The organism is Leisingera sp. ABM4_103 (genome assembly GCF_056158685.1).
In genome coordinates this window covers 1517096-1539278 of the sequence record NZ_JBSWTU010000005.1, presented here as the reverse complement: position 1 = coordinate 1539278, position 22183 = coordinate 1517096, and the positions used below count along the sequence as shown (strand labels likewise).

22 protein-coding genes are annotated in these 22183 nt (G+C 62.2%); 14 read left to right on the top strand and 8 right to left on the bottom strand.

All coding sequences use genetic code 11. From position 1 onward, the window contains the following. Positions 1 to 108: 108 nt before the first annotated feature. On the bottom strand, positions 109 to 885 hold the full coding sequence (locus ACXAED_RS08995) for an enoyl-CoA hydratase (protein ID WP_475048930.1): 777 nt from the start codon (positions 883 to 885) through the stop codon (positions 109 to 111). Positions 886 to 948: 63 nt separating this feature from the next. Next, the gene (gene mutM / locus ACXAED_RS08990; RefSeq protein ID WP_475048928.1) at positions 949 to 1800 is read right to left on the bottom strand and encodes a bifunctional DNA-formamidopyrimidine glycosylase/DNA-(apurinic or apyrimidinic site) lyase; all 852 of its coding nucleotides are present in this window, start codon (positions 1798 to 1800) and stop codon (positions 949 to 951) included. Between the two features lie 86 nt (positions 1801 to 1886). On the opposite strand from mutM, the gene ubiE reads away from it, so the two are divergent. The 6 genes from ubiE (at position 1887) to ACXAED_RS08960 (ending at position 9617) form a co-directional block, all read left to right on the top strand. Further along, entirely contained in the window at positions 1887 to 2639 is a 753-nt protein-coding gene (gene ubiE / locus ACXAED_RS08985; protein ID WP_039184344.1) for a bifunctional demethylmenaquinone methyltransferase/2-methoxy-6-polyprenyl-1,4-benzoquinol methylase UbiE, read from the top strand. Positions 2640 to 2642: 3 nt separating this feature from the next. Beyond that, the gene (gene ubiB / locus ACXAED_RS08980; RefSeq protein WP_475048924.1) at positions 2643 to 4172 is read left to right on the top strand and encodes a 2-polyprenylphenol 6-hydroxylase; all 1530 of its coding nucleotides are present in this window, start codon (positions 2643 to 2645) and stop codon (positions 4170 to 4172) included. Between the two features lie 367 nt (positions 4173 to 4539). After that, entirely contained in the window at positions 4540 to 4929 is a 390-nt protein-coding gene (locus ACXAED_RS08975; RefSeq protein WP_475048923.1) for a response regulator, read from the top strand. Positions 4930 to 5025: 96 nt separating this feature from the next. Next, positions 5026 to 8301, top strand: a complete 3276-nt coding sequence (locus tag ACXAED_RS08970; protein WP_475048920.1) for a chemotaxis protein CheB — start codon at positions 5026 to 5028, stop codon at positions 8299 to 8301. Between the two features lie 19 nt (positions 8302 to 8320). Further along, on the top strand, positions 8321 to 8488 hold the full coding sequence (locus ACXAED_RS08965; RefSeq protein ID WP_475048919.1) for a hypothetical protein: 168 nt from the start codon (positions 8321 to 8323) through the stop codon (positions 8486 to 8488). Positions 8489 to 8663: 175 nt separating this feature from the next. Beyond that, positions 8664 to 9617 (top strand): sensor histidine kinase, encoded by a 954-nt coding sequence (locus ACXAED_RS08960; protein ID WP_475048916.1) that lies wholly within the window; start codon positions 8664 to 8666, stop codon positions 9615 to 9617. A 67-nt stretch (positions 9618 to 9684) separates the two neighbouring features. On the opposite strand, the gene ACXAED_RS08955 is transcribed toward ACXAED_RS08960, so the two are convergent. Continuing rightward, positions 9685 to 10071: a response regulator gene (locus ACXAED_RS08955; protein ID WP_475048914.1), complete on the bottom strand. Its 387-nt coding sequence runs from the start codon at positions 10069 to 10071 to the stop codon at positions 9685 to 9687. A 252-nt stretch (positions 10072 to 10323) separates the two neighbouring features. Beyond that, positions 10324 to 11499 carry an acetyl-CoA C-acyltransferase family protein gene (locus ACXAED_RS08950; RefSeq protein WP_475048912.1) on the bottom strand — a complete coding sequence of 392 codons (1176 nt, stop codon included), beginning with the start codon at positions 11497 to 11499 and terminating at the stop codon, positions 10324 to 10326. A 202-nt stretch (positions 11500 to 11701) separates the two neighbouring features. Here ACXAED_RS08950 and ACXAED_RS08945 point away from each other — a divergent pair, with 202 nt between their 5' ends. Both ACXAED_RS08945 and ACXAED_RS08940 read left to right on the top strand, forming a co-directional pair. After that, a complete protein-coding gene (locus ACXAED_RS08945; protein WP_475048909.1) occupies positions 11702 to 12268 on the top strand; it encodes a helix-turn-helix domain-containing protein in 567 nt (188 codons plus the stop codon). A 380-nt stretch (positions 12269 to 12648) separates the two neighbouring features. After that, complete coding sequence (locus ACXAED_RS08940) at positions 12649 to 12855, top strand: cold-shock protein (protein WP_475048907.1); 207 nt, start codon at positions 12649 to 12651, stop codon at positions 12853 to 12855. Positions 12856 to 12920: 65 nt separating this feature from the next. Here ACXAED_RS08940 and ACXAED_RS08935 read toward each other — a convergent pair whose 3' ends face one another. Further along, on the bottom strand, positions 12921 to 13322 hold the full coding sequence (locus tag ACXAED_RS08935; protein WP_475048904.1) for a VOC family protein: 402 nt from the start codon (positions 13320 to 13322) through the stop codon (positions 12921 to 12923). A 162-nt stretch (positions 13323 to 13484) separates the two neighbouring features. On the opposite strand from ACXAED_RS08935, the gene ACXAED_RS08930 reads away from it, so the two are divergent. Then, positions 13485 to 14672: a glycine C-acetyltransferase gene (locus ACXAED_RS08930; protein ID WP_475048902.1), complete on the top strand. Its 1188-nt coding sequence runs from the start codon at positions 13485 to 13487 to the stop codon at positions 14670 to 14672. Between the two features lie 14 nt (positions 14673 to 14686). Next, a complete protein-coding gene (gene tdh, locus ACXAED_RS08925) occupies positions 14687 to 15715 on the top strand; it encodes an L-threonine 3-dehydrogenase (protein ID WP_475053069.1) in 1029 nt (342 codons plus the stop codon). A gap of 79 nt (positions 15716 to 15794) precedes the next feature. Here the strand turns inward: tdh and ACXAED_RS08920 are convergent, their stop codons facing one another. Further along, on the bottom strand, positions 15795 to 16523 hold the full coding sequence (locus ACXAED_RS08920) for a metallophosphoesterase family protein (protein ID WP_475048899.1): 729 nt from the start codon (positions 16521 to 16523) through the stop codon (positions 15795 to 15797). 156 nt (positions 16524 to 16679) lie between these two features. On the opposite strand from ACXAED_RS08920, the gene ACXAED_RS08915 reads away from it, so the two are divergent. Next, entirely contained in the window at positions 16680 to 17078 is a 399-nt protein-coding gene (locus ACXAED_RS08915) for a hypothetical protein (protein ID WP_475048897.1), read from the top strand. Positions 17079 to 17130: 52 nt separating this feature from the next. Here ACXAED_RS08915 and serA read toward each other — a convergent pair whose 3' ends face one another. Together serA and ACXAED_RS08905 are read right to left on the bottom strand one after the other, a co-directional pair. After that, the gene (serA, locus tag ACXAED_RS08910) at positions 17131 to 18726 is read right to left on the bottom strand and encodes a phosphoglycerate dehydrogenase (RefSeq protein ID WP_475048895.1); all 1596 of its coding nucleotides are present in this window, start codon (positions 18724 to 18726) and stop codon (positions 17131 to 17133) included. Between the two features lie 97 nt (positions 18727 to 18823). After that, the gene (locus ACXAED_RS08905; RefSeq protein WP_475048892.1) at positions 18824 to 19978 is read right to left on the bottom strand and encodes a phosphoserine transaminase; all 1155 of its coding nucleotides are present in this window, start codon (positions 19976 to 19978) and stop codon (positions 18824 to 18826) included. Between the two features lie 279 nt (positions 19979 to 20257). Here ACXAED_RS08905 and serB point away from each other — a divergent pair, with 279 nt between their 5' ends. From serB to ACXAED_RS08890, 3 genes are all read left to right on the top strand, one after another. After that, entirely contained in the window at positions 20258 to 21133 is an 876-nt protein-coding gene (serB, locus tag ACXAED_RS08900; RefSeq protein ID WP_475048889.1) for a phosphoserine phosphatase SerB, read from the top strand. A 264-nt stretch (positions 21134 to 21397) separates the two neighbouring features. Continuing rightward, positions 21398 to 21718, top strand: a complete 321-nt coding sequence (locus ACXAED_RS08895; protein WP_475048887.1) for an ArsR/SmtB family transcription factor — start codon at positions 21398 to 21400, stop codon at positions 21716 to 21718. 13 nt (positions 21719 to 21731) lie between these two features. After that, positions 21732 to 22169: an SRPBCC family protein gene (locus ACXAED_RS08890; RefSeq protein WP_475048885.1), complete on the top strand. Its 438-nt coding sequence runs from the start codon at positions 21732 to 21734 to the stop codon at positions 22167 to 22169. Positions 22170 to 22183: the final 14 nt, after the last annotated feature.

Here is a 22183-nt window from a genome sequence, read left to right as displayed (position 1 = left end):
TGTATGAGGGCGGCGTTTAGCCAACTCTGTGCAGAATTGCAAGGGCGCCGGCCCGGATTGCAAAACGGCGGGATATACAGCCCGCCGCTCTAAAAGGTTCTCTGAAGCTTATTTGTCGCGGAACTGCGCTTCACGCTTTTCCAGGAAGGCCGCCATGCCTTCCTTCTGGTCTTCGGTCGCAAACATCGAGTGGAACACCCGGCGCTCGAACAGCAGGCCCTCGCTCAGCGGCAGCTCGTAAGAGCGGTTCACCGTTTCCTTGACCGCCATTGCCGTCAGAAGCGATTTCTCCGCAATCTTTTGCGCCGCGGCGGTCGCTTCCTCGATCAGCTTCTTGGCCGGCACGACGCGGGACACCAGTCCGGCGCGTTCGGCTTCCTCGGCATTCATGAAGCGGCCGGTCAAATTCATGTCCATCGACTTGGATTTGCCCACGAAACGGGTCAGACGCTGTGTGCCGCCGATTCCAGCCACGACACCCAGGTTGATCTCCGGCTGGCCGAACTTGGCCGTTTCCGCCGCGATGATGAAATCGCACAGCATCGCCAGCTCGCAGCCGCCGCCCAGCGCATAGCCCGCAACCGCCGCTATGATCGGCTTGCGGATCGCGGAGATGCGGTCATTGGCATCGGCAAACAGGTTGGTGGAAAACACCTCGGTAAAGCTCATCTCCGACATCTCTTTGATGTCGGCACCGGCGGCAAAAGCCTTTTCCGAACCGGTCAGCACGATGCAACGTACCTTGTCGCTGGCATCAGCCTCTTCCAGCGCGGTGCATAGCTCGCCGAGCAGTTCCTGATTGAGCGCGTTCATCGCCTCCGGGCGGTTCAGTTTAATGAGGCAAACGTGGTCCTGCACATCGACGTTGATCGTCTCGTAGGCCATGATTTCTCTTTCGGTTGTTCCGTTCAGATCCGAGTCCTTACCAAAAGGGTCCCTCTGATCAAGCTATCTTTGGCACTTTACACAGTAGAAGGTGGAGCGCCCCGACTGGGTGATTCTGGCGATTGACCCTGCGCAACCGATCCGCCGGCAGGGTTCGCCCTCGCGCCCGTAGGCATCGAATGAATGCTGAAAATATCCAAGTTCACCAGATGCTTGCCGAAAATCTTTAAGCGACGATCCGCCTGCGCGTATGGCATCCTGCAACACCTGCCGGATGATCGGCACCAATGCCGCCACCCGATGCGCGGCAATCTGCCCGGCCTTGCGCCGTGGCGAAATTCCCGCACGAAAGAGCGCTTCGCAGACGTAGATGTTACCGAGCCCCGCGATGATTCCCTGATCCAGTAATGCGGATTTCACCGGCGTGTTGCGCCCCTCGAAGGCAGCAATCAGGTGATCTTCGTGAAAGTCATTGCCCAATGGTTCCGGCCCCAGCACCGCCAGCAGCTTGTGGCTGTCGGCCGTCGCCGTCTCCAGCAGATCCATCGCCCCGAACCGGCGCGGGTCGTTGAAGGTGATGCGGGCGCCATTGTCCATGTCCAGAACCACGTGGTCATGCTTCTCCGCTTGCGGATGCCCATGCACGAAATGCCCCAGCGGATCGCCCGACACCGTCATCCGCCCGGACATGCCCAGATGGATCAGCAATGTCTCTTCCGTGTCGAGATCCGCCAGGATGTACTTCGACCGCCGTCTGAGGGCATTGACCCGCGCACCGGTCAGCCTCTCTGCCATCTGTTCCGGAAACGGCCAGCGCAGATCCGGGCGGTTCACCTGCGCCCGCGCGATCACAGCCCCCTCCATCGCAGGCGCCAAACCGCGTTTCACCGTCTCGACCTCGGGCAATTCTGGCATTACACCCCTCCTGAACCAACGGGCCGCATTGTGCCTGCCCCACAGCGCCTTATAACAAGGGCGAAACTCAGCAAACGGCAAGTGGCATGAGCAACACCAGCGACAACACCACCCATTTCGGGTTCGAAACCGTCCGCGAGGAGGAGAAGGCCGGCCGTGTGCAGGGGGTCTTCAACTCGGTCGCCTCGAAATACGACATCATGAACGACGTGATGAGCGTCGGCATTCACCGGGTCTGGAAGGACGCGATGATGGACTGGCTGGCGCCGCGCCCGGGCCAGCGCCTCCTGGATGTGGCAGGCGGCACCGGCGACATCTCCTTTCGCTTCCTGAAGCGCGCAGGCCACGGCCACTCCACCGTGCTGGACCTCACCCGCCCGATGCTGGAGGAGGGCCGTAAGCGTGCCGAGGCAGAGCAGATGGCCGACAGCCTTGATTGGGTCACCGGCGACGCGATGAAGCTCCCGTTCAAGGACAACACCTTCGACGTTTACACAATCTCCTTCGGCATCCGGAACGTGACCCGCCCGCAAGAGGCGCTGAACGAAGCTTACCGGGTGCTGCGCCCCGGCGGGCGGCTAATGGTGCTGGAGTTTTCGCAGCTGCCGAACGACGGGCTGCAGAAGCTCTATGATCTCTATTCCTTCAACGTGATCCCGCGGATGGGGCAGATGATTGCGGGCGATTACGACAGCTATCAGTACCTGGTGGAATCGATCCGCAACTTCCCGGACCAGGAGACTTTCCTGGGCATGGTCAAGCAAGCGGGCTTTGAAAACGCCAAGTACCGAAACCTGTCCATGGGCATCGCTTGCCTGCATTCCGGCTGGAAGATCTGACCCATGCGCGGCCCTCATAATATTCTGCGCCTGATCCGGACAGGCGCCACTTTCGAGCGCACCGGCGCCATGCATTCGGTGCTGGAGGCGTTTGAGGCTCCCAAACCTCTGCGCATCCTGGCGCGCACCCTGGGCTGGCCGTTCAAATGGCTGGGCTACAAGGGCGACCCCGCGATGCCGCCGGAGACCCGCGCGCTGAACGCGCTGGGGCCCGCCTATATCAAGTTCGGACAGGTGCTTTCGACCCGCCCCGACGTGGTGGGCAAGGATCTGGCAAACCAGCTGCGTGTTCTGCAGGACAAGCTGCCGCCGTTTTCCCGTGCTCAGGCTTTGGCCGAGGTGGAAAAAGAGCTGGGCCGCTCGGCGTCGGAAATCTTCTCCGATTTCAGCGATCCCGTTGCCGCCGCCTCCATCGCACAGGTGCATCGGGCCACGCTGGCGGAGACCGGTGAAGAGGTTGCTGTCAAAGTGCTGCGCCCCGGGATTGAGCGCGCCTTCAACAAGGATGTGGACGCCTTCTACTTCGCCGCCCGCATTGTTGACCTGTTCGCTCCCGGCGCCCGCCGCCTGAAGCCGATGGATGTGATCGAGCATTTCGACGGCGTTGTGCAGGGTGAGCTGGATCTGCGGCTGGAAAGCGCCGCCGCCTCGGAATTTGCCGCCAACACCACCAAGGACGAGGGTTTCCAGCTGCCGGACATCCGATGGGCCTATTCCGCCCGCCGGGTGATGACGATGGGCTGGGCCGACGGAATTCCGCTGGGTGACAACGACGCGCTGGATGCGGCAGGACACGACCGAAGGCTGCTGGCCAACCGCGTCCTGTCTCTGTTCCTGCGCCACGCGCTCCGTGACGGCTTCTTCCACGCTGACATGCACCAGGGCAACCTCAAGGTCGCGGCCAACGGCGATATCATCGCCTATGACTTCGGCATCATGGGTCATATCGACGAATACACCCGCCGGGTTTACGCCGAGATCCTCTATGGCTTCATCAAGCGCGACTACAAGCGCGTGGCCGAGGTGCATTTCGAAGCCGGCTACGTGCCCGCCAACCGCGACGTTGACGAATTCGCCCGCGCCCTGCGCGCCGTGGGAGAGCCGATTTTCGGCATGGACGCCTCGCAGATTTCCATGGGCCGGCTGCTGAACTACTTGTTCGAGGTGACCGAGCGTTTCGGTATGGAGACCCGCACCGAGCTGATCCTCCTGCAGCGTACCATGGTAGTGGTTGAGGGCGTCGCCCGCTCGCTGGACCCGCATATCAACATCTGGGAAGCGGCCCGGCCGGTGGTTGAGGACTACATCAAGAAATCCATCGGCCCGCGCGCCGTGGCCTCTGACCTGCTGGAGACCGCCAAAGTAATGGCCCGCTTCGGCCCGCGTCTGCCTGCGCTGGTGGAACAGGCGCTGATTGCCCAGGCCGCACAGAATGGCGTCCAGACCCGCAACACCGGCAACTGGGTTGCACCGGCTGCCTTGGGAGCTGCCGGCGGTGCGGCGCTGTTTGCGGCCGTGGCCCTTCTGATCTGAAATCCGGCCCCGGCAGAAGCGCAGTGGTTTCTTGCCGGAAGTCATCGCGGCGCAAGCGGGCCGCAGGCTCTGTGCGGTCGGCCTTGGCCTTTACAGCGAAACGCCGGCCCGGGCCTGCAGCTTTGGCAGCTGCCCCAGAGCGCATGCATCAGAAGCCAGACTATCTATTTAAGGTTGATTATCTTGTGTTTCTAGCACGTTGACTACCGGGTAAGCCGGCAGCATGATGGCCCCAAGTTCGGACTGGCCGTTTCTTCCAAAACCGCAGGATTGCAAGGAGGGCGCTGGATCAGCTCTGCCCCTCTAAGAAGCACTGGCGGCCAATTGCCTGTTTCCGGCCCCATAGCAGCAACAACGGAACCCGGTAATGAAACGTCCGCGGAAAGTCCTGCTTGTCGAGAATGATGAGTTCGCACGCTACATGATGCGCGAAATCATTCTGGCACTTGGCGTGGACGTTGAAATTGCTGCAGGCGGACAGCAGAGCGTCGATATCCTCACCGCGGCTCCGCACGATTTCGGGCTGGTGCTGATGGATCTGCACATGCCGCAAATCTCCGGAATCGAGGCAACCCGCCAGATACGCCAGTCGCGGCTCGACCTGCCCGGCAACCTGCCAATTATCGCGATGACTGCTGACGCCGCCTATCAAAACGACGCCATTATCCAGGAGCTTGGCATGACCAGTTTTGCCTCCAAGCCAGTGACCCCGGGTCAGCTTTTGAATTTGATTGATAAGTTCTGCGACGCAGCCTAACCGGTTCGAATCCGCCCGCGCGCGACCGCGGGGGTTGAAACCCTACTTTCAGACTTTTCGGAGACGTGTTGAAGAATGGAGCACCCGGAACAGGACATGACAGCAGAAAAAAACGGACTGCTGCCGGACGAGGACAGCACGCAAAAAGACAGCCACAGCCGGGACTTGCGGGTCGCAGGTATCGCTGCCTCGGCCGGCGGCCTGGAGGCCGTCTCCCTGCTGGTTCAAAACCTTCCCCGGTCCGCCAACGCTATCTATGTGATTGCCCAGCATATGTCCCCCACCCACAAAAGTGTGCTGACATCGCTGATCGCGCGGGAAACCTCACTTCCGGTGGTGGAATTGAGCCGCGTCACGGAACCCGAAGCCGGCACCATCTACGTCACCCCACCCGACACAGACGTGGTGTTCGAAGACGGCAAACTGCGCTTGCGCAACCCCGCAGGCCATCCCGCAACGCCGAAGCCATCGGCGGACCGGCTGTTCCAGAGCCTTGCCAAGGAATGCGGTGAAAACTGTGTCGGAATCGTGCTGTCGGGAACCGGCAGCGATGGCAGCTACGGGGTGCAGTCGATCCGCGAGGCCGGAGGTATCACAATCGCTCAAGAGCCCGGTTCTGCCAAATATGATGGTATGCCTGCCTCGGCGATCGAAACTGGCTGTATCGACCTGATCCTCACGCCAGAACAGATCGGCGAACACGCGGAAAAAATACTAGCCAAGCCGCGTGACCTGGAACTGTTGCGTTCTGCCGCAGATGAACCCGGCAAGCTTACCGAGCTGTTCAGCATCCTTATGGCCCGCACGCAGGTCGATTTTGCCGATTACAAGGAAAACACTCTGAACCGCCGCATCGCCCGGCGGATGTCGGCGCTCAGCATCAATGACTATGAGAAATACGTCGATTACTGCCGGTCCAACGTTGACGAGGTGGATGCGTTGCACCGCGACTTACTAATCTCGGTCACACGCTTCTTCCGCGATCCGGACCAATTCCGAAAGCTGAACGACCAAGTCGAAAAGCAGCTGGCAGACAGGGGCCCCGGTCCGATCCGGGTCTGGGTGGTCGGCTGTGCCACCGGCGAAGAGGCCTATTCGATCGCCATTCTGATCGCAGAGATCCTCGGCGGCATTCACGCGCTGACTAAGGGCAACGTGCAGATCTTTGCCACCGACATCGACCAGAACGCCATCGAGGTTGCGCGCAAGGGAACCTACCCGATCTCGGCAGCCCAAGACATTCCGCCCAATTACCTGAAAGATTACTTCGATGTCGGTGAAAGCGACATCACGGTCCGTCAGGAGCTGCGCAATGTCACGCTGTTTTCGCGCCATAACGTGTTCCAGGACCCGCCATTCATCAACGTGAACCTGGTCACGATCCGCAACGTGCTGATCTACTTCAACCATGCCTTGCAGGAACGGGTGCTGACCAGGCTGCATTATTCCATGGCGCCGGGTGCCCTGCTGTTTCTTGGCACCTCCGAGACCGTTGGCGAGATGGGCATCTATTTCGAGGCCTGCCAGGGATCGGACAAGATCTTCGGCAAGCGCCGCGGGATTTCCGGAGAATTGTCTGTCTCCTCCAGGGCGCAGGGCAATGGCAATCTGCGGACCCTCAATCTTAGGAAATCGCCTGAACGGGCGGCCGCAGAACAGGCCGCACAGGCCGATCTGTCGCTGGCCCGGGCCGTTGCCCCCAATGGCATCATCTGCACCCGCCACGGCGATATCATCGAAGTTCTGGGCGACATCAGCGTTTACAGCGAAATCCGGGCCGGCATGTCGACTTCGCTCAACGTCAAGATGCTGATCGAACCGCTGCGCGGCGAGGCCTCGAGCCTGATTGCGGTGGCCATCCGCAACGAAGAGCGCCGCGACGGCCGCTGGCACACAGTCTCTTTGCCCACCGGCAACCGCGTCCAGTTGCAAGCCTTCCCTTTTGTCAGCCGCAACGGCGGCGAGGTTCACTGCCTGCTGGCGATCAACACCAAATTCGAAGAGCAGAAGGAATTCACCTTCGAAGAGATCTCCGACCGTGACCAGCGCGATTACGTCGAGCGCATGGAAATGGAGATCCGTGCGACCCAGGAGGCGCTTCAGCAGACAATCGAAGAGTTGCAGACCGCAAACGAGGAGCTCCAGTCCGCCAACGAAGAACTGCAATCCACGAACGAGGAATTTCAGGCCACCAACGAGGAACTGGAAACCTCCAATGAGGAACTGCAATCCACGAACGAGGAATTGCTGACCGTGAATGAGGAGCTGCAGATCAGCTCAGCGGAGCGTCAGGCGCTGTCCTCGGAGCTGGAGGCCATGCTGGCCTCGTCGCCTTACGCCGTTGCGCTGGCAGACCAGGCCCTGATTGTCCGCCGCGTGTCGCGCATGGCCAACGACGTGCTGGGTATTGGCGAGCTGCCGCCAACCGGCCTGCACCTCAGTCAATGCAACCTGCCGCGCGGCTTCCCGGCCCTGGCACCGATCGCCAATACGGTGCTGCGGCTTCAGGAGACCCGGCGCATACCGATCATGTCCGGCGGCCGTTGTTACACGCTGGTCATGTCGCCTGTTTTGGATGTGCATAACAAGCTGATTGGCATCTCGATCACCATAACCCGCTTCGACAACGAGCCCTCCTACAATGTTCTCCGGCTTGTCAGCAGCGTTGCCAGGCTTGGATTCTGGACCCACAACCTGGATACCGGAGAGACATTCATGTCACCGGAGGCGCAAACCGTCCTTGGCATTGAGGACAGCTCCGCCAGCTTGTCCTTCGAAGACATTCTCAACCGCGCCCATCCCGAAGACCAGGCGGGCTTGCGCGCATCGCTGGACAAGCTTCGCGATGGTGGCGGTTCCTTCGAGTTCGACGCCAGGTTCTTCGACGATGCCAGGAACTCCCGCAACCTCAAGGGCAGCGTGACGGTGTTCCAGGATTCGCATGGGGAGGCCGTGCAGTTTATTGGCGTATGCTGGGACAAAGCCCAGATCAATGAGCGGGAATTGCTGCTTGATTGCAGCGCGGCGATTCAGGAGCATTTGTCCATCGGCGTCTTTTCCATCGACGTTCTGAACAACGTGCCCGTGTGGACTCCGGCAATGTTCGACCTGCTCGGCTATGATCCGGAAACAAATGTGCCTTCGGTAGAATTGCTTCTGAAGCGCGTCCACCCTGATGACTTGGCTGACGTCAGGGACGGGCTTCAGCAAGTGCTGATGAACGGCCGTCCCTTCCATCGTGCAGTGCGCGTGCGCAATGCGGAAGGCACCTGCGCGCGCGCCCTCCTTTTTGCCCAGGCAAAGCGGGAAAAGAGTGGCCGGATATCCCACGTCTACGGCGGGTTGCAGATGTCAGGCACCGCCTCGGAATAGGCAGGAGAAAAACACCCGCATGCTGGCAGCTGCCAAGGAGGAACGACAGATCACAAACCGCTCAGCATTCCGCCTGCACCGCAAACGGACGGGTATTGCCCGGGGCAATGCTTTCGGCTTGCCGTTTGCCAGCTGTCTCACCGGCGGTCCCTTGAAAATCATCAAAGGTGCCGCCTATGCTGCCTGAGGACGCAGACGTGAATGCCGATGTGCTGAGCAAGGCGTTTCTTGCGTCCCCGTACGGGTCTTTTATTCTGGATTGGAACGGCCGCATCCTTGTCTGCAACCGGCGGGCAGAACGCAGTTTCTGCCCGTTTTCTCCATCTGGCAGCGGCGCACTGGCTGGAACCTGTTTCAGTGAATTGACCCTTCAGAACCGCGACGACGTAGTGTCCGGCCTGCGTAAGGGCGCCGCTGCGGGAGCCGTGAGCTTCCCCATGGCCGCCGGTAATCTTGGCACGCCAACGCAGGACACCGAATTCCGTCTTTCGCTGCTGCGGTCCGCCACCAAGGGCGAGCGGCTGATCCTCCTGACCCAGGATCAGCTGAGGCTCACAGCGGACAGATTGCGGCAAATGAACGAGATGCGCGGCAAGCTGCGCGGTGAGCTGCACTTCGCCAAGGACGCAAATCTGAAGCTGCAGGAAACCCTGTTTTCCATGGAGGCCTTTGCCCATGCCGCTTCGCACGACCTGCGCACTCCGATCAACACCATGATAGGTGCCCTGCAGTTCTTCTCCGATCACTACAGCGCCGGGCTCCCGGACACCGCCCAGGAGTTCTTGCAGCACATGGCCCGGGCGGCCCGCCAGATGGACAGGCTGACAACCCAGCTGCTGGACCATTCGGTCTCAACCTCTTCCCGCATCAGCTTTCAGGAAATCGCAATGGAAGAAGCGGTTTCAGAGGCCTGCGCCAGCCTGCAGCAGGAAACGCAAGCCTGCGGCGCGCAAGTCCGCATTGAAGGGAACGGCACGGCATTGCAGGCGGACCCGACCTTGCTGCACTTGCTGCTGACCAACCTCCTGTCCAACGCGATCAAATACCGGGATCCTGCCCGCCCGCTGAAAATCACCATTAGGATGGAAGGCACCGGCCGCGAAGAATGGACACTTTCGGTGGCCGATAACGGAATCGGTTTTGACCCGCAGGAGAGGCACCGCATCCTGCAACCGTTCCACCGGGTGCACCGCGAAATCGACGGCAACGGGATCGGCCTGTCAACCTGCGCCGAGATCTGCCGCCGCCATTCCTGGCATCTCCTTGCAGACGGTGAACCCGGAAAGGGTGCAGTCTTTACGATATCCTGCGGCTAAATTCCCCGGCCCGCCTGAAAGCCCTTTAAAAGCAATCCGTTCAGGGAAATTCCGGTGGGCCGCGAGGTTAGACTGCCGCTGCAGTAGCGACCCGTCCGGTCACATGGTCAACCATGCTGAGAAGATCAGAAAGGTTCACCGGCTTGCGCAGAACCCAGCGGATATTGCGGCTGAGGGTAAATAACTCCCCGCCGGAAAACAGCCGGCTGCCGGTGATGTAGACCACCGGAATATCCGGGCGCAGCAAGGCGGCGTAATCCGCCACTGGAAGTGACATTTCTTCCCCGATCTTCAGATCCAGGACCAATACGTCGAACGGCATTCCGGTCAATGCAGAAATGGCTTCGCTGCAGCTGGTGACTGCCGTCACAGTGTACCCAGCTTCCTGCAACGCCATACTGAAGGTGAAGCGGACACCGATATCGTCTTCCAGAAGCAGAACATTGGCTGTCACATTGATACCCTATACCGACGTCACTTGCACGGGATCACGCAACCCTTGCGCATTCCCGCCCGCTTTCGCAACCCCGGGAGGTGAATTCTGGAACGAATTCCGGCAATCACTTGGAATCGCCAGCTATTCTTAAGGGGTAATTACTTCTACTTAAAATTGCATAATCTGTATATGTGGACGGCGATATTTTATCGCAAAAGCCGTTCTGTCCGGGCAGGGAGCGCCGAAGCGACGCTCCCCGCGGGATCTTTGTCAGAGCCGTTCGATCGCCATCGCAATGCCCTGGCCGCCGCCGATGCACATGGTGATCAGACCTTTGGAGCCTCCGGTCCGCTCCAGTTCATAAAGCGTTTTCAATGTGATAATCGCGCCGGTTGCGCCCACAGGATGGCCCAGCGCAATTGCACCGCCATTTGGGTTCACCTTGGCCGGATCCAGTCCCAGCTCCTTGTTCACGGCCAGCGCCTGCGCGGCAAAGGCTTCATTCGACTCAATCACGTCGAAGTCGCCAGCGGAAAGGCCGGTTTTCTCCAATAGGTTGCGCACTGCAGGAACCGGGCCGATGCCCATCACTTCCGGGCGCACGCCGGCATGGGCATAGCCGAGGATCCGCGCCTTGGGTTTCAGCCCCGCCTTCTCAGCCGCGGCAGCGGTGGCCAGCACCATGGCCGCCGCGCCATCGTTGATTCCGCTGGCATTTCCGGCAGTTACCCGGCCGTCCTTCTGGAACACCGCCCTCAATCCGGCCAGTGCCTCGGGAGTAGTGGCCTTGGGGTGCTCGTCCACCTCAAACGGCACCAGATCGCGCTTTACCTTCACTTCAACCGGGGTGATCTGGGACTTGAAATGACCGGCCTCGATCGCCGCTGCCGCGCGGGTCTGGCTGGTGAGGGCGAAGTCATCCATCTGCTCGCGGGTGATCTCATGCTCATCCGCCACATTTTCGGCTGTCACCCCCATATGGCCGGTGCCGAACGGGCAGTTCAGCGCGCCCAGCATCATGTCTAGCGACTTCACATCACCCATCTTCGCGCCCCAGCGGCTTTGCTGGATGATGTAGGGGCTGCGCGACATATTCTCGGCGCCGCCAGCCAGCGCGAACTCCGCATCGCCCATGGCAAGCGACTGATAAGCCGAGACAATTGCCTGCACGCCGGAGCCGCACAGACGGTTCACGTTCATCGCAGGAACCGCATCCGGCACCCCGGCCTGCATCGCCGCGACCCGGCTCAGGTACATGTCGCGCGGCTCTGTGTTGATGATGTGGCCAAAGACCACATGGCCGATCTGGCCGCCCTCAACGCCGGAGCGTTCCAGCGCCGCCTTGGAGACCGTCGTGGCCAGGTCAATCGGCGCGGTGCCCGCCAGCGCGCCGCCAAAAGTGCCGATCGCGGTGCGGGCGCCGTCCAGGATCACGATGTCATTCATACTCTCTCTCCTCGTCAGATTTGCCCTATCATGCACCCGCAGCATTGATCTGTCTGCTGATACGTGCCGTCATCAAAACACCGCGTCACCTGGCTGTCACCCCCCGTGCACCGCCTGTACACCCCCTGTGCACCGCTGCAGCGCAGCATCTGATGCACCGGAACATTTGACAAATCGGCTTCGCCGTCGCAGAGAATCCGTCATGACGGAAAACAAAGACGATATCCTGACCCTGCTGCCCGCCCGCCTGAAAGAGGCGCGCCGCGCCCAGGGCCTGAGCCTGGAGGCAGTTGCCAACCTGTCGGGCGTCAGCCGGTCAATGGTGAGCCAGATCGAACGCGGCGAAAGTTCCCCCACCATTGCGACGCTGTGGAACCTGACCCGCGCGCTGCAGGTGGATTTTGCCGGGCTGCTGGAAGCGGGCGACATGCAGGACCGGATCGAGGTGCTGCGCGCGGCGGATGTTCCCAAGATCGAGAACATGGGCCAAGGCTGCCGGATCCGCATCCTGTCGCCACCGGAAGAGGCTGGCGGGCACGAGGTTTATGACATCCGGTTCGATCAGGGCGGCGCGCTGATCAGCCAGCCCCACACCCGCGGCGCGGTAGAGCAGCTGACAGTGCTGGATGGCGAGATTGCAGTGAGTTCCGGAAATGCCAAGGACCAGCTGCAGGCCGGCGACACCGCCCGCTATGCCGCCGACGTGGCCCACTCGATCACCGCGCCCGAGGGGCCGGCGCGGGTGTTTCTGATCGTGAAAAACGCATAAGCAGTAACATCTTCCCGCTCAGCCGGACAACAAGGCCCGCGACTGGCCAGGAAGGCGTATGATACCATTAACGCTGCCCCCGGCAAATTCTGTCGCGCAACCCTAGAGAAACAGGCGACGGCCGTGCGCAGCCGCTAGATGCGGGCCGGGACATCCGTAAGATGTGCTGGTCGGCTGCATCGGCAGGAAAACCCCTCGCAGTGGCTTTTATGCACAAAGCCCTTGAACGACTCAGGTGTCCGGCCCATATGTGGACCGCTTACGTTATTCTTGTCGATCCACTGTCTCCCGCTTCGCGGCGTTATCAGTCTCTCGATCCAGACCGACTACGCCAGGCTGCCGCACTTCCGCGGGCAGCACACACCAAGGAGACTACGGATATGGCCACCGGCACCGTAAAATGGTTCAACACCACCAAAGGCTACGGCTTCATCGCACCCGACGGCGGCAGCAAAGACGTGTTTGTGCACATCTCCGCTGTTGAGCGTTCCGGCCTGACCGGCCTGGCGGACAACCAGAAAGTCACTTTCGACATCGAAGCAGGCCGTGACGGCCGCGAGTTGGCGGTGAACCTGCAGCTGGCATAAGCCACGCAGCATTGCAGATCGGAAGCGCGGTTCCTGAAAAGGGGCCGCGTTTTCCTTTTGGGCGGTCAGCCCTTGTTCTTCTCGTCCCAAAGCTTGGGCTCCCACAGCTCCACCTTGTTGCCCTCTGGGTCCATGATCCAGGCAAAGCGGCCGTTTTCATGGGACTGTGGCCCTTGCAGGATGGGGATGCCTGCGGCGGTCAGCTTCGCGATCATGCCGTCCATGTCGTCGATCCGGTAGTTGATCATGAAGCCGGAGGTGCTGGGCGCAAACCATGTGCCGTCGGGGTCGGCAGTGCCCCAGACGGTGAGGCCGCCGTCCTCTGCCGTGTCGTCCTGCCAGTTGAGGATGGCGCCGCCGAAATCCGTCAGCTCCAGCCCCAGGTGGTCGCTGTACCATGCCGCCAGCGCCTTAGCGTCGCCGCGCGCCTTGATGAATACACCGCCAATTCCCGTCACCCGTGCCATGTCTGCAATCCTCCCTAATTCGGGGCAGATAGTCCGGTTTGACGGAATTTCACCGGCCGCGTCCAGTTTTACGGATTTTTTTCCGTAATGCTGAAATCCTGTATTCCGGAAACGCATCCGCTATGCTAGACACGCGACTCGAGACACCAAGGGAGTTTGCGCATGTCCACTGCTTTTCTGACCGACATCTCCAACACGCTGGCCCAGATTGAGGGTGAGGGGCTGTACAAGCGCGAGCGAATGATCACCTCCCCGCAGGGGGGTGAGATCACGGTTGGCGGACGCGAAGTGATCAACCTGTGCGCCAACAACTATTTGGGTCTGGCAGACCACCCCGCCCTGATCAAGGCCGCGAAGGACGCGATGGAGCCGAAGGGTTTCGGCATGGCCTCGGTGCGGTTCATCTGCGGCACCCAGGACATTCACCGGGAGCTGGAACAGCGGCTGGCCAAGTTCCTGGGCAAGGATGACGCAATCCTGTTCGCGGCCTGTTTCGACGCCAACGGCGGGCTGTTCGAGCCGCTCTTGGGGCCGGAGGATGCGATCATTTCGGACAGCCTGAACCATGCCTCGATCATCGATGGCATCCGGCTGTGCAAGGCCAAGCGCTACCGCTATCTGAACAGCGACATGAATGACCTGGAGGCCTGGCTGAAGCAGGCGCGCGAGGACGGGGCGCGGCATATCATGATTGCGACCGACGGCGTGTTCTCGATGGACGGCTACCTGGCCAAGCTGCCGGAGATCCGGGCGCTGGCGGACAAATACGATGCCATTGTGATGGTGGATGACTGCCACGCCACCGGATTTATGGGCGCGACGGGTGCCGGCACGCCGGAGCATTTCGGGGTGGACGTGGACATCCTGACGGGAACCTTGGGCAAAGCACTTGGGGGGGCCATCGGCGGTTATATCGCCGGGCCGCAGCCAGTAATCGACCTGCTGCGGCAGCGGGCGCGGCCCTATTTGTTCTCCAATTCGCTGCCGCCATCGATTGTAGCTGCCGGGCTGGAGGCGATCCGGCTGGTTGAGGAAGGGGATAGCTTGCGGGCGCAGCTGTTCGAGAATGCGCGCTACTGGCGGATGGGGCTGGAAAAGCTTGGCTTTGACCTGCTGCCGGGTGAGCATCCGATCATCCCGGTGATGCTGGGCGAGGCGCAGCTGGCGCAGGATATGGCGGCGCGTCTGTTCGACGAGGGCGTTTATGTCTCCGGCTTCTTCTTCCCCGTGGTGCCGCGCGGCCAAGCGCGTATCCGGACGCAGATGAATGCCGCGCTGACACGGGAGGAGCTGGACCGGGCGCTGGCGGCGTTTGGTAAGGTCGGCAAGGAACTGGGGATTGTGTCATGAGCCGCCCGAACACGATGAAAGCGCTGGAGAAGAGCCATCCGCAGGAGGGCCTGTGGATGGTGCAGGCGCCGGTGCCGGAGATCGGCCCGGACGAGGTGCTGATCAAGGTGAAGAAGACCGGCATCTGCGGCACCGACATTCACATCTGGAACTGGGACGAATGGGCATCGCACACCGTGCCGGTGCCGATGATTACCGGGCACGAGTTTGCGGGCGAGATTGTCGAGATCGGGCGCAATGTCACCGATCTGGCGGTGGGCCAGCGCTGTTCCGGCGAGGGGCATCTGATCAAGACGGATTCGCGCCAGAGCCGGGCCGGCAAGTTCCACCTGGACCCCGGCACCCGCGGCATCGGGGTGAACGAGCAGGGCGCCTTTGCCGAGTATCTGAAGCTGCCCGCCTTCAACGTGGTGCCGCTGCCGGATGACATCCCGGACGAGATCGGCGCGATCCTCGATCCGCTGGGCAATGCGGTGCATACGGCGCTCAGCTTTGACCTGCTGGGCGAGGACGTTCTGATCACCGGGGCCGGCCCCATTGGCATCATGGCGGCGGCGGTGGCGAAACATGCCGGCGCGCGGCATGTGGTGATCACCGACATCAACCCGGACCGGCTGAAGCTGGCCGCCCATGTGGTGCCGGCAGTGCGCACGGTGGACGTGTCCAGGGAAGAGCTGCAGGATGTGATCCGGGAGCTGGGCATGAAGCAGGGGTTTGACGTCGGGCTGGAGATGTCCGGGTCGCAGGCGGCGCTGGACCAGATGGTGGAGGTGCTGGTGATGGGCGGCAAGATTGCCCTCCTGGGCATTCCGCCGGGCAAATCGCCGGTCGACTGGTCGCGCATCGTGTTCAAGGCGATCACCATCAAGGGGGTCTACGGGCGCGAGATGTTCGAGACCTGGTACAAGATGATCGCCATGCTGCAGAACGGCCTGGATGTGAGCCGGGTAATCACCCACCGGTTCGGGGTGGCTGACTTTGCAGAGGGCTTTGCCGCGATGAAATCCGGGGCCAGCGGTAAGGTGGTGCTGGATTGGACGTGATGTCCGGTTGAGGGGGCTTTGCCCCCTCGCGCCTTTGGCGCTCACCCCCAGAGTATTTCTGGAAAGATGAAATGGCGGATCAGGGTTCCAGCGGCACCCTGCCCGCTTCTGTCAGCAGCCAGCAGTCGCGGCCCTCGAACACGGCGGCGGTAAGCGGGCGGCCGTAGCCGGCGCCGCTGTCGAGGTTGATGCGATTCACCCGGTGTTCGGCCTGTCTGCCCGGCGTGTGGCCGTGCACCACCAGCCAGGGGTGGGCCCGCGCGTCATCGAGGAATTCTTGGCGGATCCAGAGCAGGTCGTCTTCGCTTTGGCTTTCCAGCGGCAGGCCGGGGCGGATGCCCGCGTGGGCAAAGAGCAGTCCGCCCTCCTGGTAATAGGGTTTCAGTCGGGACAGGAAGTCCAGATGCGCCTGCGGGATTGCAGCACGGGCGCGGGAATGGGTCTGATAGATGCGGTCGCCTTCAGCCACTTCGACCCCGTAGGATTGCAGCGTTTCCACCCCGCCGATCCGGTCATGCAGCCAGTGATAGCCGATCAGCAGCCGGGCGTCGTTGCGCGGGTAGTCCTCCAGGAACATGGAAAACATCCGGTCGTGATTGCCTTTGAGGCAGATCCAGTTGCGCCCTTCTGCCTGCCCCCGGGCGAGCCGCTCGATCACGCCGCGGCTGTCGGGGCCGCGGTCGGTGTAGTCGCCGAGGAAAACGATGCGGGCCTCAGGGCCTCCGTCAGCCTCGATCCGCCGGAGAGCGGCGTCCAGCATCTCCAGCTGGCCGTGGATATCGCCGATGGCGTAGAGGGGGGCGGTCATGGCGGCTCCTGTTTGCGGGCAGTGCCGGATAGATGGCGCATTGCGGCGGGGGCCTCAAGCCCCGGAACCGCAGACGCCGGGCTGGCAATCCGGAGACAGCGCGCCACGTTACTGGCAAGGGTGTTTTGCGATCCAAGCGAACAGGGAGGGACTGAGATGGAAGGGATTTCGCGGTGGTTTATGCTGGCGGCGGTGGTGTCGGCGCTCGGCGGCATGGTCTGGGGCATTCAGATGTCGGCAAGCCAGGACCACCTCTTGTCGCCGGCGCATGGGCATCTGAACCTGCTCGGCTGGGTCAGCTGTTCGATTTATGCGTTCTATTACCACCTGCTGCCGGCCGCGGCCGGGGGCGTGCTGCCGCGGCTGCACCTGGGCACGGCGCTGCTGGCGCTGGCGTTGCTGGTGCCGGGCATTCCGCTGGCCATTCTGGAGCGGAGTGAGGTGCTGGCGCAGGCTGGATCGGCAACGGCGCTGTTGTCGATGCTGATCTTTACCGCGGTTGTGCTGCGGCACCGGCCGGACAAAGCGGTGTTCGCGCGTCAGAAGGGGCATTGAAAAAAGCCCCCGCGGCAGTGGCGGGGGCTTCTGCGGTCTTGCACCGGGACGTTTAGACGACGTCGAACTCCAGCGGCTTGATCTGGTTGAACAGGCCGGTTTCGGCAAGCTTGGCGCGGATTTCGGCCGGGACGGGCTCATCCACGTAGAGCAGCGCGATGGCCTCGCCGCCGGCCTCGGAGCGGCCCAGGGTGAAGTTGGCGATGTTGACGCCGTTGTCGCCCAGGGTATGGCCCAGGGTGCCGATGATGCCGGGCACGTCCTCGTTGGTGGTGTAGAGCATGTGCGCGCCCACATCCGCCTCGATGTTGATGCCCTTGATCTGGATGAACCGCGGCTTGCCGTCGGAGAACACGGTGCCCGCCACCGAGCGCTCGCGCTTGGAGGTGACGGCGGTCACCTTGATGTAGCCGTCGAAAGCGCCGGATTTGTCCTGGTTGGTGGTGGAGATCTGGATCCCGCGCTCCTTGGCGACCACCGGGGCGGAGACAAGGTTCACCTCGGGGTTTGCGCGCTTCATGATACCTGCGACCACGGCGCAGTTCAGCGCGTCCAGGTTCATGCCGGCCGCGACACCGTCATAGAGGATGTTGATCGCCTTGATCGGCTCATCCGTCATCTGGCCGACGAAGCTGCCCAGGTGGTCGGCCAGCTTGATCCAGGGGCCCATGACCTTGGCCTCCTCGGCGGTGACCGAGGGCATGTTGAGCGCGTTCTCGACCGCGCCGGTCAGAAGGTAGTTGGACATCTGCTCGGCCACCTGCAGGGCGACGTTTTCCTGCGCCTCGGTGGTGGCGGCGCCCAGGTGCGGGGTGCAGACCACGTTGGGCAAGCCGAACAGGGCGTTTTCCTTGGCCGGTTCTTCCGAGAACACGTCGAAGGCGGCGCCTGCCACATGGCCGGAGGTCAGGAGTTCCGCCAGTGCGGCCTCATCCACCAGACCGCCGCGGGCGCAGTTGATGATGCGGACGCCCTTCTTGGTCTTCTCCAGGTTTTCCTTGGACAGGATGTTGCGGGTCTGGTCGGTCAGCGGCACGTGCAGGGTAATGAAATCGGCGCGGGCCAGCAGCTCGTCCAGCTCCACCTTTTCGACGCCCATCTTGTCGGCTTTCTCGGTGCTCAGGTAGGGGTCATAGGCCACCACCTTCATCTTGAGGCCGCGGGCGCGGTCGCAGACGATGCCGCCGATGTTGCCGGCGCCGATCACGCCCAGGGTCTTGGCGGTCAGCTCGGTGCCCATGAACTTGGACTTTTCCCACTTGCCGGCATGGGTGGAGGCGGAGGCCTCCGGCAACTGGCGGGCGACCGCGAACATCATCGCAATCGCGTGTTCGGCGGTGGTGATCATGTTGCCGAACGGCGTGTTCATCACAATGACGCCGCGCTTGGAGGCGGCTTCCTTGTCGATGTTGTCGGTGCCGATGCCGGCGCGGCCGATCACCTTGAGGTTATCGGCGTTCTCCAGGATCTTTTCGGTCACCTTGGTGGCGGAGCGGATGGCGAGGCCGTCGTACTGGCCGATGATTTCCGCCAGTTTTTCCTTGTCCTTGCCCACGTCGGGCAGGAAGTCGACGTCAATGCCGCGGTCGCGGAAGATCTGGACGGCGGCCTCGGACAGCTTGTCGGAGATGAGAACTTTGGGAGCCATGGCTTAGGGTCCTTATGAATGTCCCGGGGCGGTGGGCGGAATCGCCCACCCTACGGTGTTTGCTCTGGGCAGGGTGGGCAATTTGCCCACCGCCTGTTCAGGCGGCCTCGGTTTGGGCCGCGATCTCGGCCTCAAAGGCCCATTTGATCCAGGGCATCAGCGCTGCCACGTCGGTGGCTTCCACCGTGCCGCCGCACCAGATGCGCAGGCCCGGAGGCGCGTCGCGGTAAGCACCAATGTCATAGGCCACGCCTTCGGCTTCCAGACGCTTGGCCACGGCCTTGGCAAAGGCGGCGCCGTCCTGGATGCGTTCGTCGGTGAACTTGAGGCAGACCGAGGTGTTGGAGCGGTATTCCGGCTGTTCCGCCAGGAAGGCGATCCAGGGGTTGTCCTGCACGAAGCTTTGCACCGCGGCCAGGTTGGCATAGGCGCGTTCGCGCAGGCCTTCCATGCCGCCGACGGAGCGGGCCCAATCGAGCGCCAGCAGGTAATCCTCCACCGCCAGCATCGAAGGGGTGTTGATGGTCGCGCCCTGGAAGATGCCGTCGATCAGCTTGCCGCCCTTGGTCAGGCGGAAGATCTTCGGCAGCGGCCAGGCGGGGGTGTAGCTTTCCAGCCGTTCTACCGCGCGGGGGCTGAGAATGATCATGCCGTGCGCCGCTTCGCCGCCCAGCACCTTCTGCCAGGAAAAGGTGGTCACATCCAGCTTGTCCCAGGGCAGGTGCTGCGCAAAGGCCGCGGAGGTCGCGTCGCAGATCGTCAGGCCTTCGCGGTCTGCCGGGATCCAGTCGCCGTTGGGCACCCGCACGCCGGAGGTGGTGCCGTTCCAGGTGAAAACAACGTCATTGGTGAAGTCGACAGTGGCGAGGTCGACAATCTGGCCGTAATCGGCGGTTTTGACGGTGGCGTCCAGCTTGAGCTGTTTCACAACGTCGGTGACCCAGCCGGAGCCGAAGCTTTCCCAGGCCAGCATCTCGGTGCCGCGAGCGCCCAAGAGGTTCCACATTGCCATTTCCACCGCGCCGGTGTCCGACGCTGGTACGATGCCGATCTTGTAGTCTGCCGGGATACTCAGGATCTCGCGGGTGCCTTCGATCGCCGCCTTCAGCTTCTCCTTGCCGACCGCAGCACGGTGCGAGCGGCCCAGCGGCGCGCCGGCGAGTTTTGACAGGTCGAAGACGGGAGGTTTGGCGCAGGGGCCCGAGGAAAAACGCGGATTGGCCGGCCGCGATGCCGGTTGTGCAATAGCCATCAATGCTACCCTTCCAGATAAGCGCCCCTCGTTGGGGAGGGGTGTCCCGGTTACAGAGCTAGGCTGCTGCAGCGCGGCATGCAACAGAAATATTGAAAGTTTGCGGCTGTTCATTCGTTTTTTGCGACATGATTTTCCACCATCGGAAACAGCCGCTCTGAAATGGCAAAATGGGCCGCTCCTTATGATCACCCCGGATTTGAACAGCTTCTTGCCGTCTGGCCGATGCCCCGGCGGCCCGCTATGACAAGGGAAATCCTGACGAAACGGAGCCCGCCGATGTTTGTTGCCAGCCTGCTTTGCAATCCCGCCAGCCCGGTGCTGGAACCCGCCCTGCCCGAATCGCTGCGCAATGCCTGGGGCGGCGGCGAGGCCATCTGGCTGGCGCCGGGCGTGGCGGCCGAGTTCACGCTGAAGCAGATGCCGGACAACCGCTGGCAGGTCTGGGAGGATCTGCAGCAGATGGGGGTGGATCTGGTGATCCAGCCGGCGCAGGGGCGCAAGAAGAAGATGCTGCTGGCCGACATGGACTCGACCATGATCCAGCAGGAATGCATTGATGAACTGGCCGAGGAAGCGGGCGTCGGCGCGCGCGTGAAGGAGATCACCGCGCGGGCGATGAACGGCGAGCTGGATTTCGAGGGCGCGCTGGTCGAGCGGGTCGGTCTGCTGCAGGGGCTGCCGGAGACGGTGATCACCAAGGTTCTGGACGAGCGCATCACCCTGATGCCGGGCGGCAAGCAGCTGCTGGCGGTGATGAAGGCAAATGGCGCTTATGCGGCGCTGGTCTCGGGTGGGTTCACGGCGTTTACCGCACGTGTGGCGGCGGAGCTGGGCTTTGACGAGAACCGGGCCAACACGCTGCTGGCGGCAGACGGCAGGCTGACCGGCGAAGCGGCGCGGCCGATCCTGGGCCGCGAGGCCAAGGTGGAGGCGCTGGAGCAGATCACCGCCCGGCTGGGGATCAGTGAGGCGGACGTGATCGCGGTAGGCGACGGCGCCAACGATCTGGGGATGCTGAAACGCGCAGGCGCCGGTGTTGCGCTGCACGCAAAGCCTTCGGTGGCGGCGGAATGCGATATCCGTATCAACCACGGCGACCTGACAGCGCTGCTGTTTATCCAGGGCTACACCCGGAACGACTTCCAAGGCTGAGACCGCTCCCCGGGTCAAAGTCCGGGGACCTCCCGCGCCCGCAGGAGCGGCTGCTGGCGCAGCCGCCCCTTGGCGGCCTTGGGCCCGGCGCTGCGCAAATGCGCAGCGCCGGGCCCAACGGGAGGAGCCTGTTCGCAGAACAGGCTGTCGACGGGCGGGAGACCATCCTGCCCTATAAGGGCAAACGGCCCGCGGTTTCAGGCGTCTCTGGTGAGGATCAAATTAACGCTTTCATTATTTAACGATAATGTTAATAATGGGAGCATGACTCCGCTTCTGAAATCATTTGCCGCCCTGTCGGACGAAACCCGCCTGTCGATTGTCGACCAGCTGATCACCCAGGGCGAGCTGCCTGCGGGCGATCTGGCGCCGGGGGCAGGCATTTCAGCGCCGGCCATCTCGCGCCACCTGAAGGTGCTGCGCGAGGCCGGACTGGTGCGCCAGCGCGCTGATGGCACCAGGCGGCTCTATTCTGCCCGGCCCGAGGGCCTCAGGATGATTGCCGAGTGGACCCAATCCCGCAAAGCGTTCTGGGACGGAAGCCTGGACCGTCTGCAGGCGGCTTTGATGGAGGACGGCACATGATGGAGAAAACGGCATGAGCGACCTGCAGCTGCAACGGATCTTCCCGGTCAGCCCGGAGAAGCTGTTCGATTGGGTGACCACTCCGGACAAGCTGCTGAAATGGTGGGGGCCGGAGGGAGTCAGCATTCCAGAGCATGACTTGGACCTCAGCCGCACCGGCCCGTGGTATTCGGTCATGCAGAACAGCGACGGGCAGCGGTTCCATGTTTCTGGCCAGGTGACCCATGTGGATGTGCCGAAGTCCGTCGGCTTTACCTGGGCCTGGCACGAGGAGGACGGCAGCCGCGGCGCCGAGAGCCATGTGACCTTCACCATCGCCGCCGCCGGGGATGGCGCCATGCTGCTAGTCGATCACCGGGATCTAAGCGACGACGAGATCGCCGCACGTCATGAAGAAGGCTGGACCTCGACCCTGCGCAAGCTGGAGGCTCAGCTGACCGCAATCACCTGACGCACATTTCATCG

Bases quoted from the DNA above. Each gene is read 5' to 3' on its own strand.
- ACXAED_RS08995 (WP_475048930.1), bottom strand. From the start codon at position 885: ATGGCCTACGAGACGATCAACGTCGATGTGCAGGACCACGTTTGCCTC.
- mutM (WP_475048928.1), bottom strand. From the start codon at position 1,800: ATGCCAGAATTGCCCGAGGTCGAGACGGTGAAACGCGGTTTGGCGCCT.
- ubiE (WP_039184344.1), top strand. From the start codon at position 1,887: ATGAGCAACACCAGCGACAACACCACCCATTTCGGGTTCGAAACCGTC.
- ubiB (WP_475048924.1), top strand. From the start codon at position 2,643: ATGCGCGGCCCTCATAATATTCTGCGCCTGATCCGGACAGGCGCCACT.
- ACXAED_RS08975 (WP_475048923.1), top strand. From the start codon at position 4,540: ATGAAACGTCCGCGGAAAGTCCTGCTTGTCGAGAATGATGAGTTCGCA.
- ACXAED_RS08970 (WP_475048920.1), top strand. From the start codon at position 5,026: ATGACAGCAGAAAAAAACGGACTGCTGCCGGACGAGGACAGCACGCAA.
- ACXAED_RS08965 (WP_475048919.1), top strand. From the start codon at position 8,321: ATGCTGGCAGCTGCCAAGGAGGAACGACAGATCACAAACCGCTCAGCA.
- ACXAED_RS08950 (WP_475048912.1), bottom strand. From the start codon at position 11,499: ATGAATGACATCGTGATCCTGGACGGCGCCCGCACCGCGATCGGCACT.
- ACXAED_RS08945 (WP_475048909.1), top strand. From the start codon at position 11,702: ATGACGGAAAACAAAGACGATATCCTGACCCTGCTGCCCGCCCGCCTG.
- ACXAED_RS08940 (WP_475048907.1), top strand. From the start codon at position 12,649: ATGGCCACCGGCACCGTAAAATGGTTCAACACCACCAAAGGCTACGGC.
- ACXAED_RS08935 (WP_475048904.1), bottom strand. From the start codon at position 13,322: ATGGCACGGGTGACGGGAATTGGCGGTGTATTCATCAAGGCGCGCGGC.
- ACXAED_RS08930 (WP_475048902.1), top strand. From the start codon at position 13,485: ATGTCCACTGCTTTTCTGACCGACATCTCCAACACGCTGGCCCAGATT.
- tdh (WP_475053069.1), top strand. From the start codon at position 14,687: ATGAAAGCGCTGGAGAAGAGCCATCCGCAGGAGGGCCTGTGGATGGTG.
- ACXAED_RS08920 (WP_475048899.1), bottom strand. From the start codon at position 16,523: ATGACCGCCCCCCTCTACGCCATCGGCGATATCCACGGCCAGCTGGAG.
- ACXAED_RS08915 (WP_475048897.1), top strand. From the start codon at position 16,680: ATGGAAGGGATTTCGCGGTGGTTTATGCTGGCGGCGGTGGTGTCGGCG.
- serA (WP_475048895.1), bottom strand. From the start codon at position 18,726: ATGGCTCCCAAAGTTCTCATCTCCGACAAGCTGTCCGAGGCCGCCGTC.
- ACXAED_RS08905 (WP_475048892.1), bottom strand. From the start codon at position 19,978: ATGGCTATTGCACAACCGGCATCGCGGCCGGCCAATCCGCGTTTTTCC.
- serB (WP_475048889.1), top strand. From the start codon at position 20,258: ATGTTTGTTGCCAGCCTGCTTTGCAATCCCGCCAGCCCGGTGCTGGAA.
- ACXAED_RS08895 (WP_475048887.1), top strand. From the start codon at position 21,398: ATGACTCCGCTTCTGAAATCATTTGCCGCCCTGTCGGACGAAACCCGC.
- ACXAED_RS08890 (WP_475048885.1), top strand. From the start codon at position 21,732: ATGAGCGACCTGCAGCTGCAACGGATCTTCCCGGTCAGCCCGGAGAAG.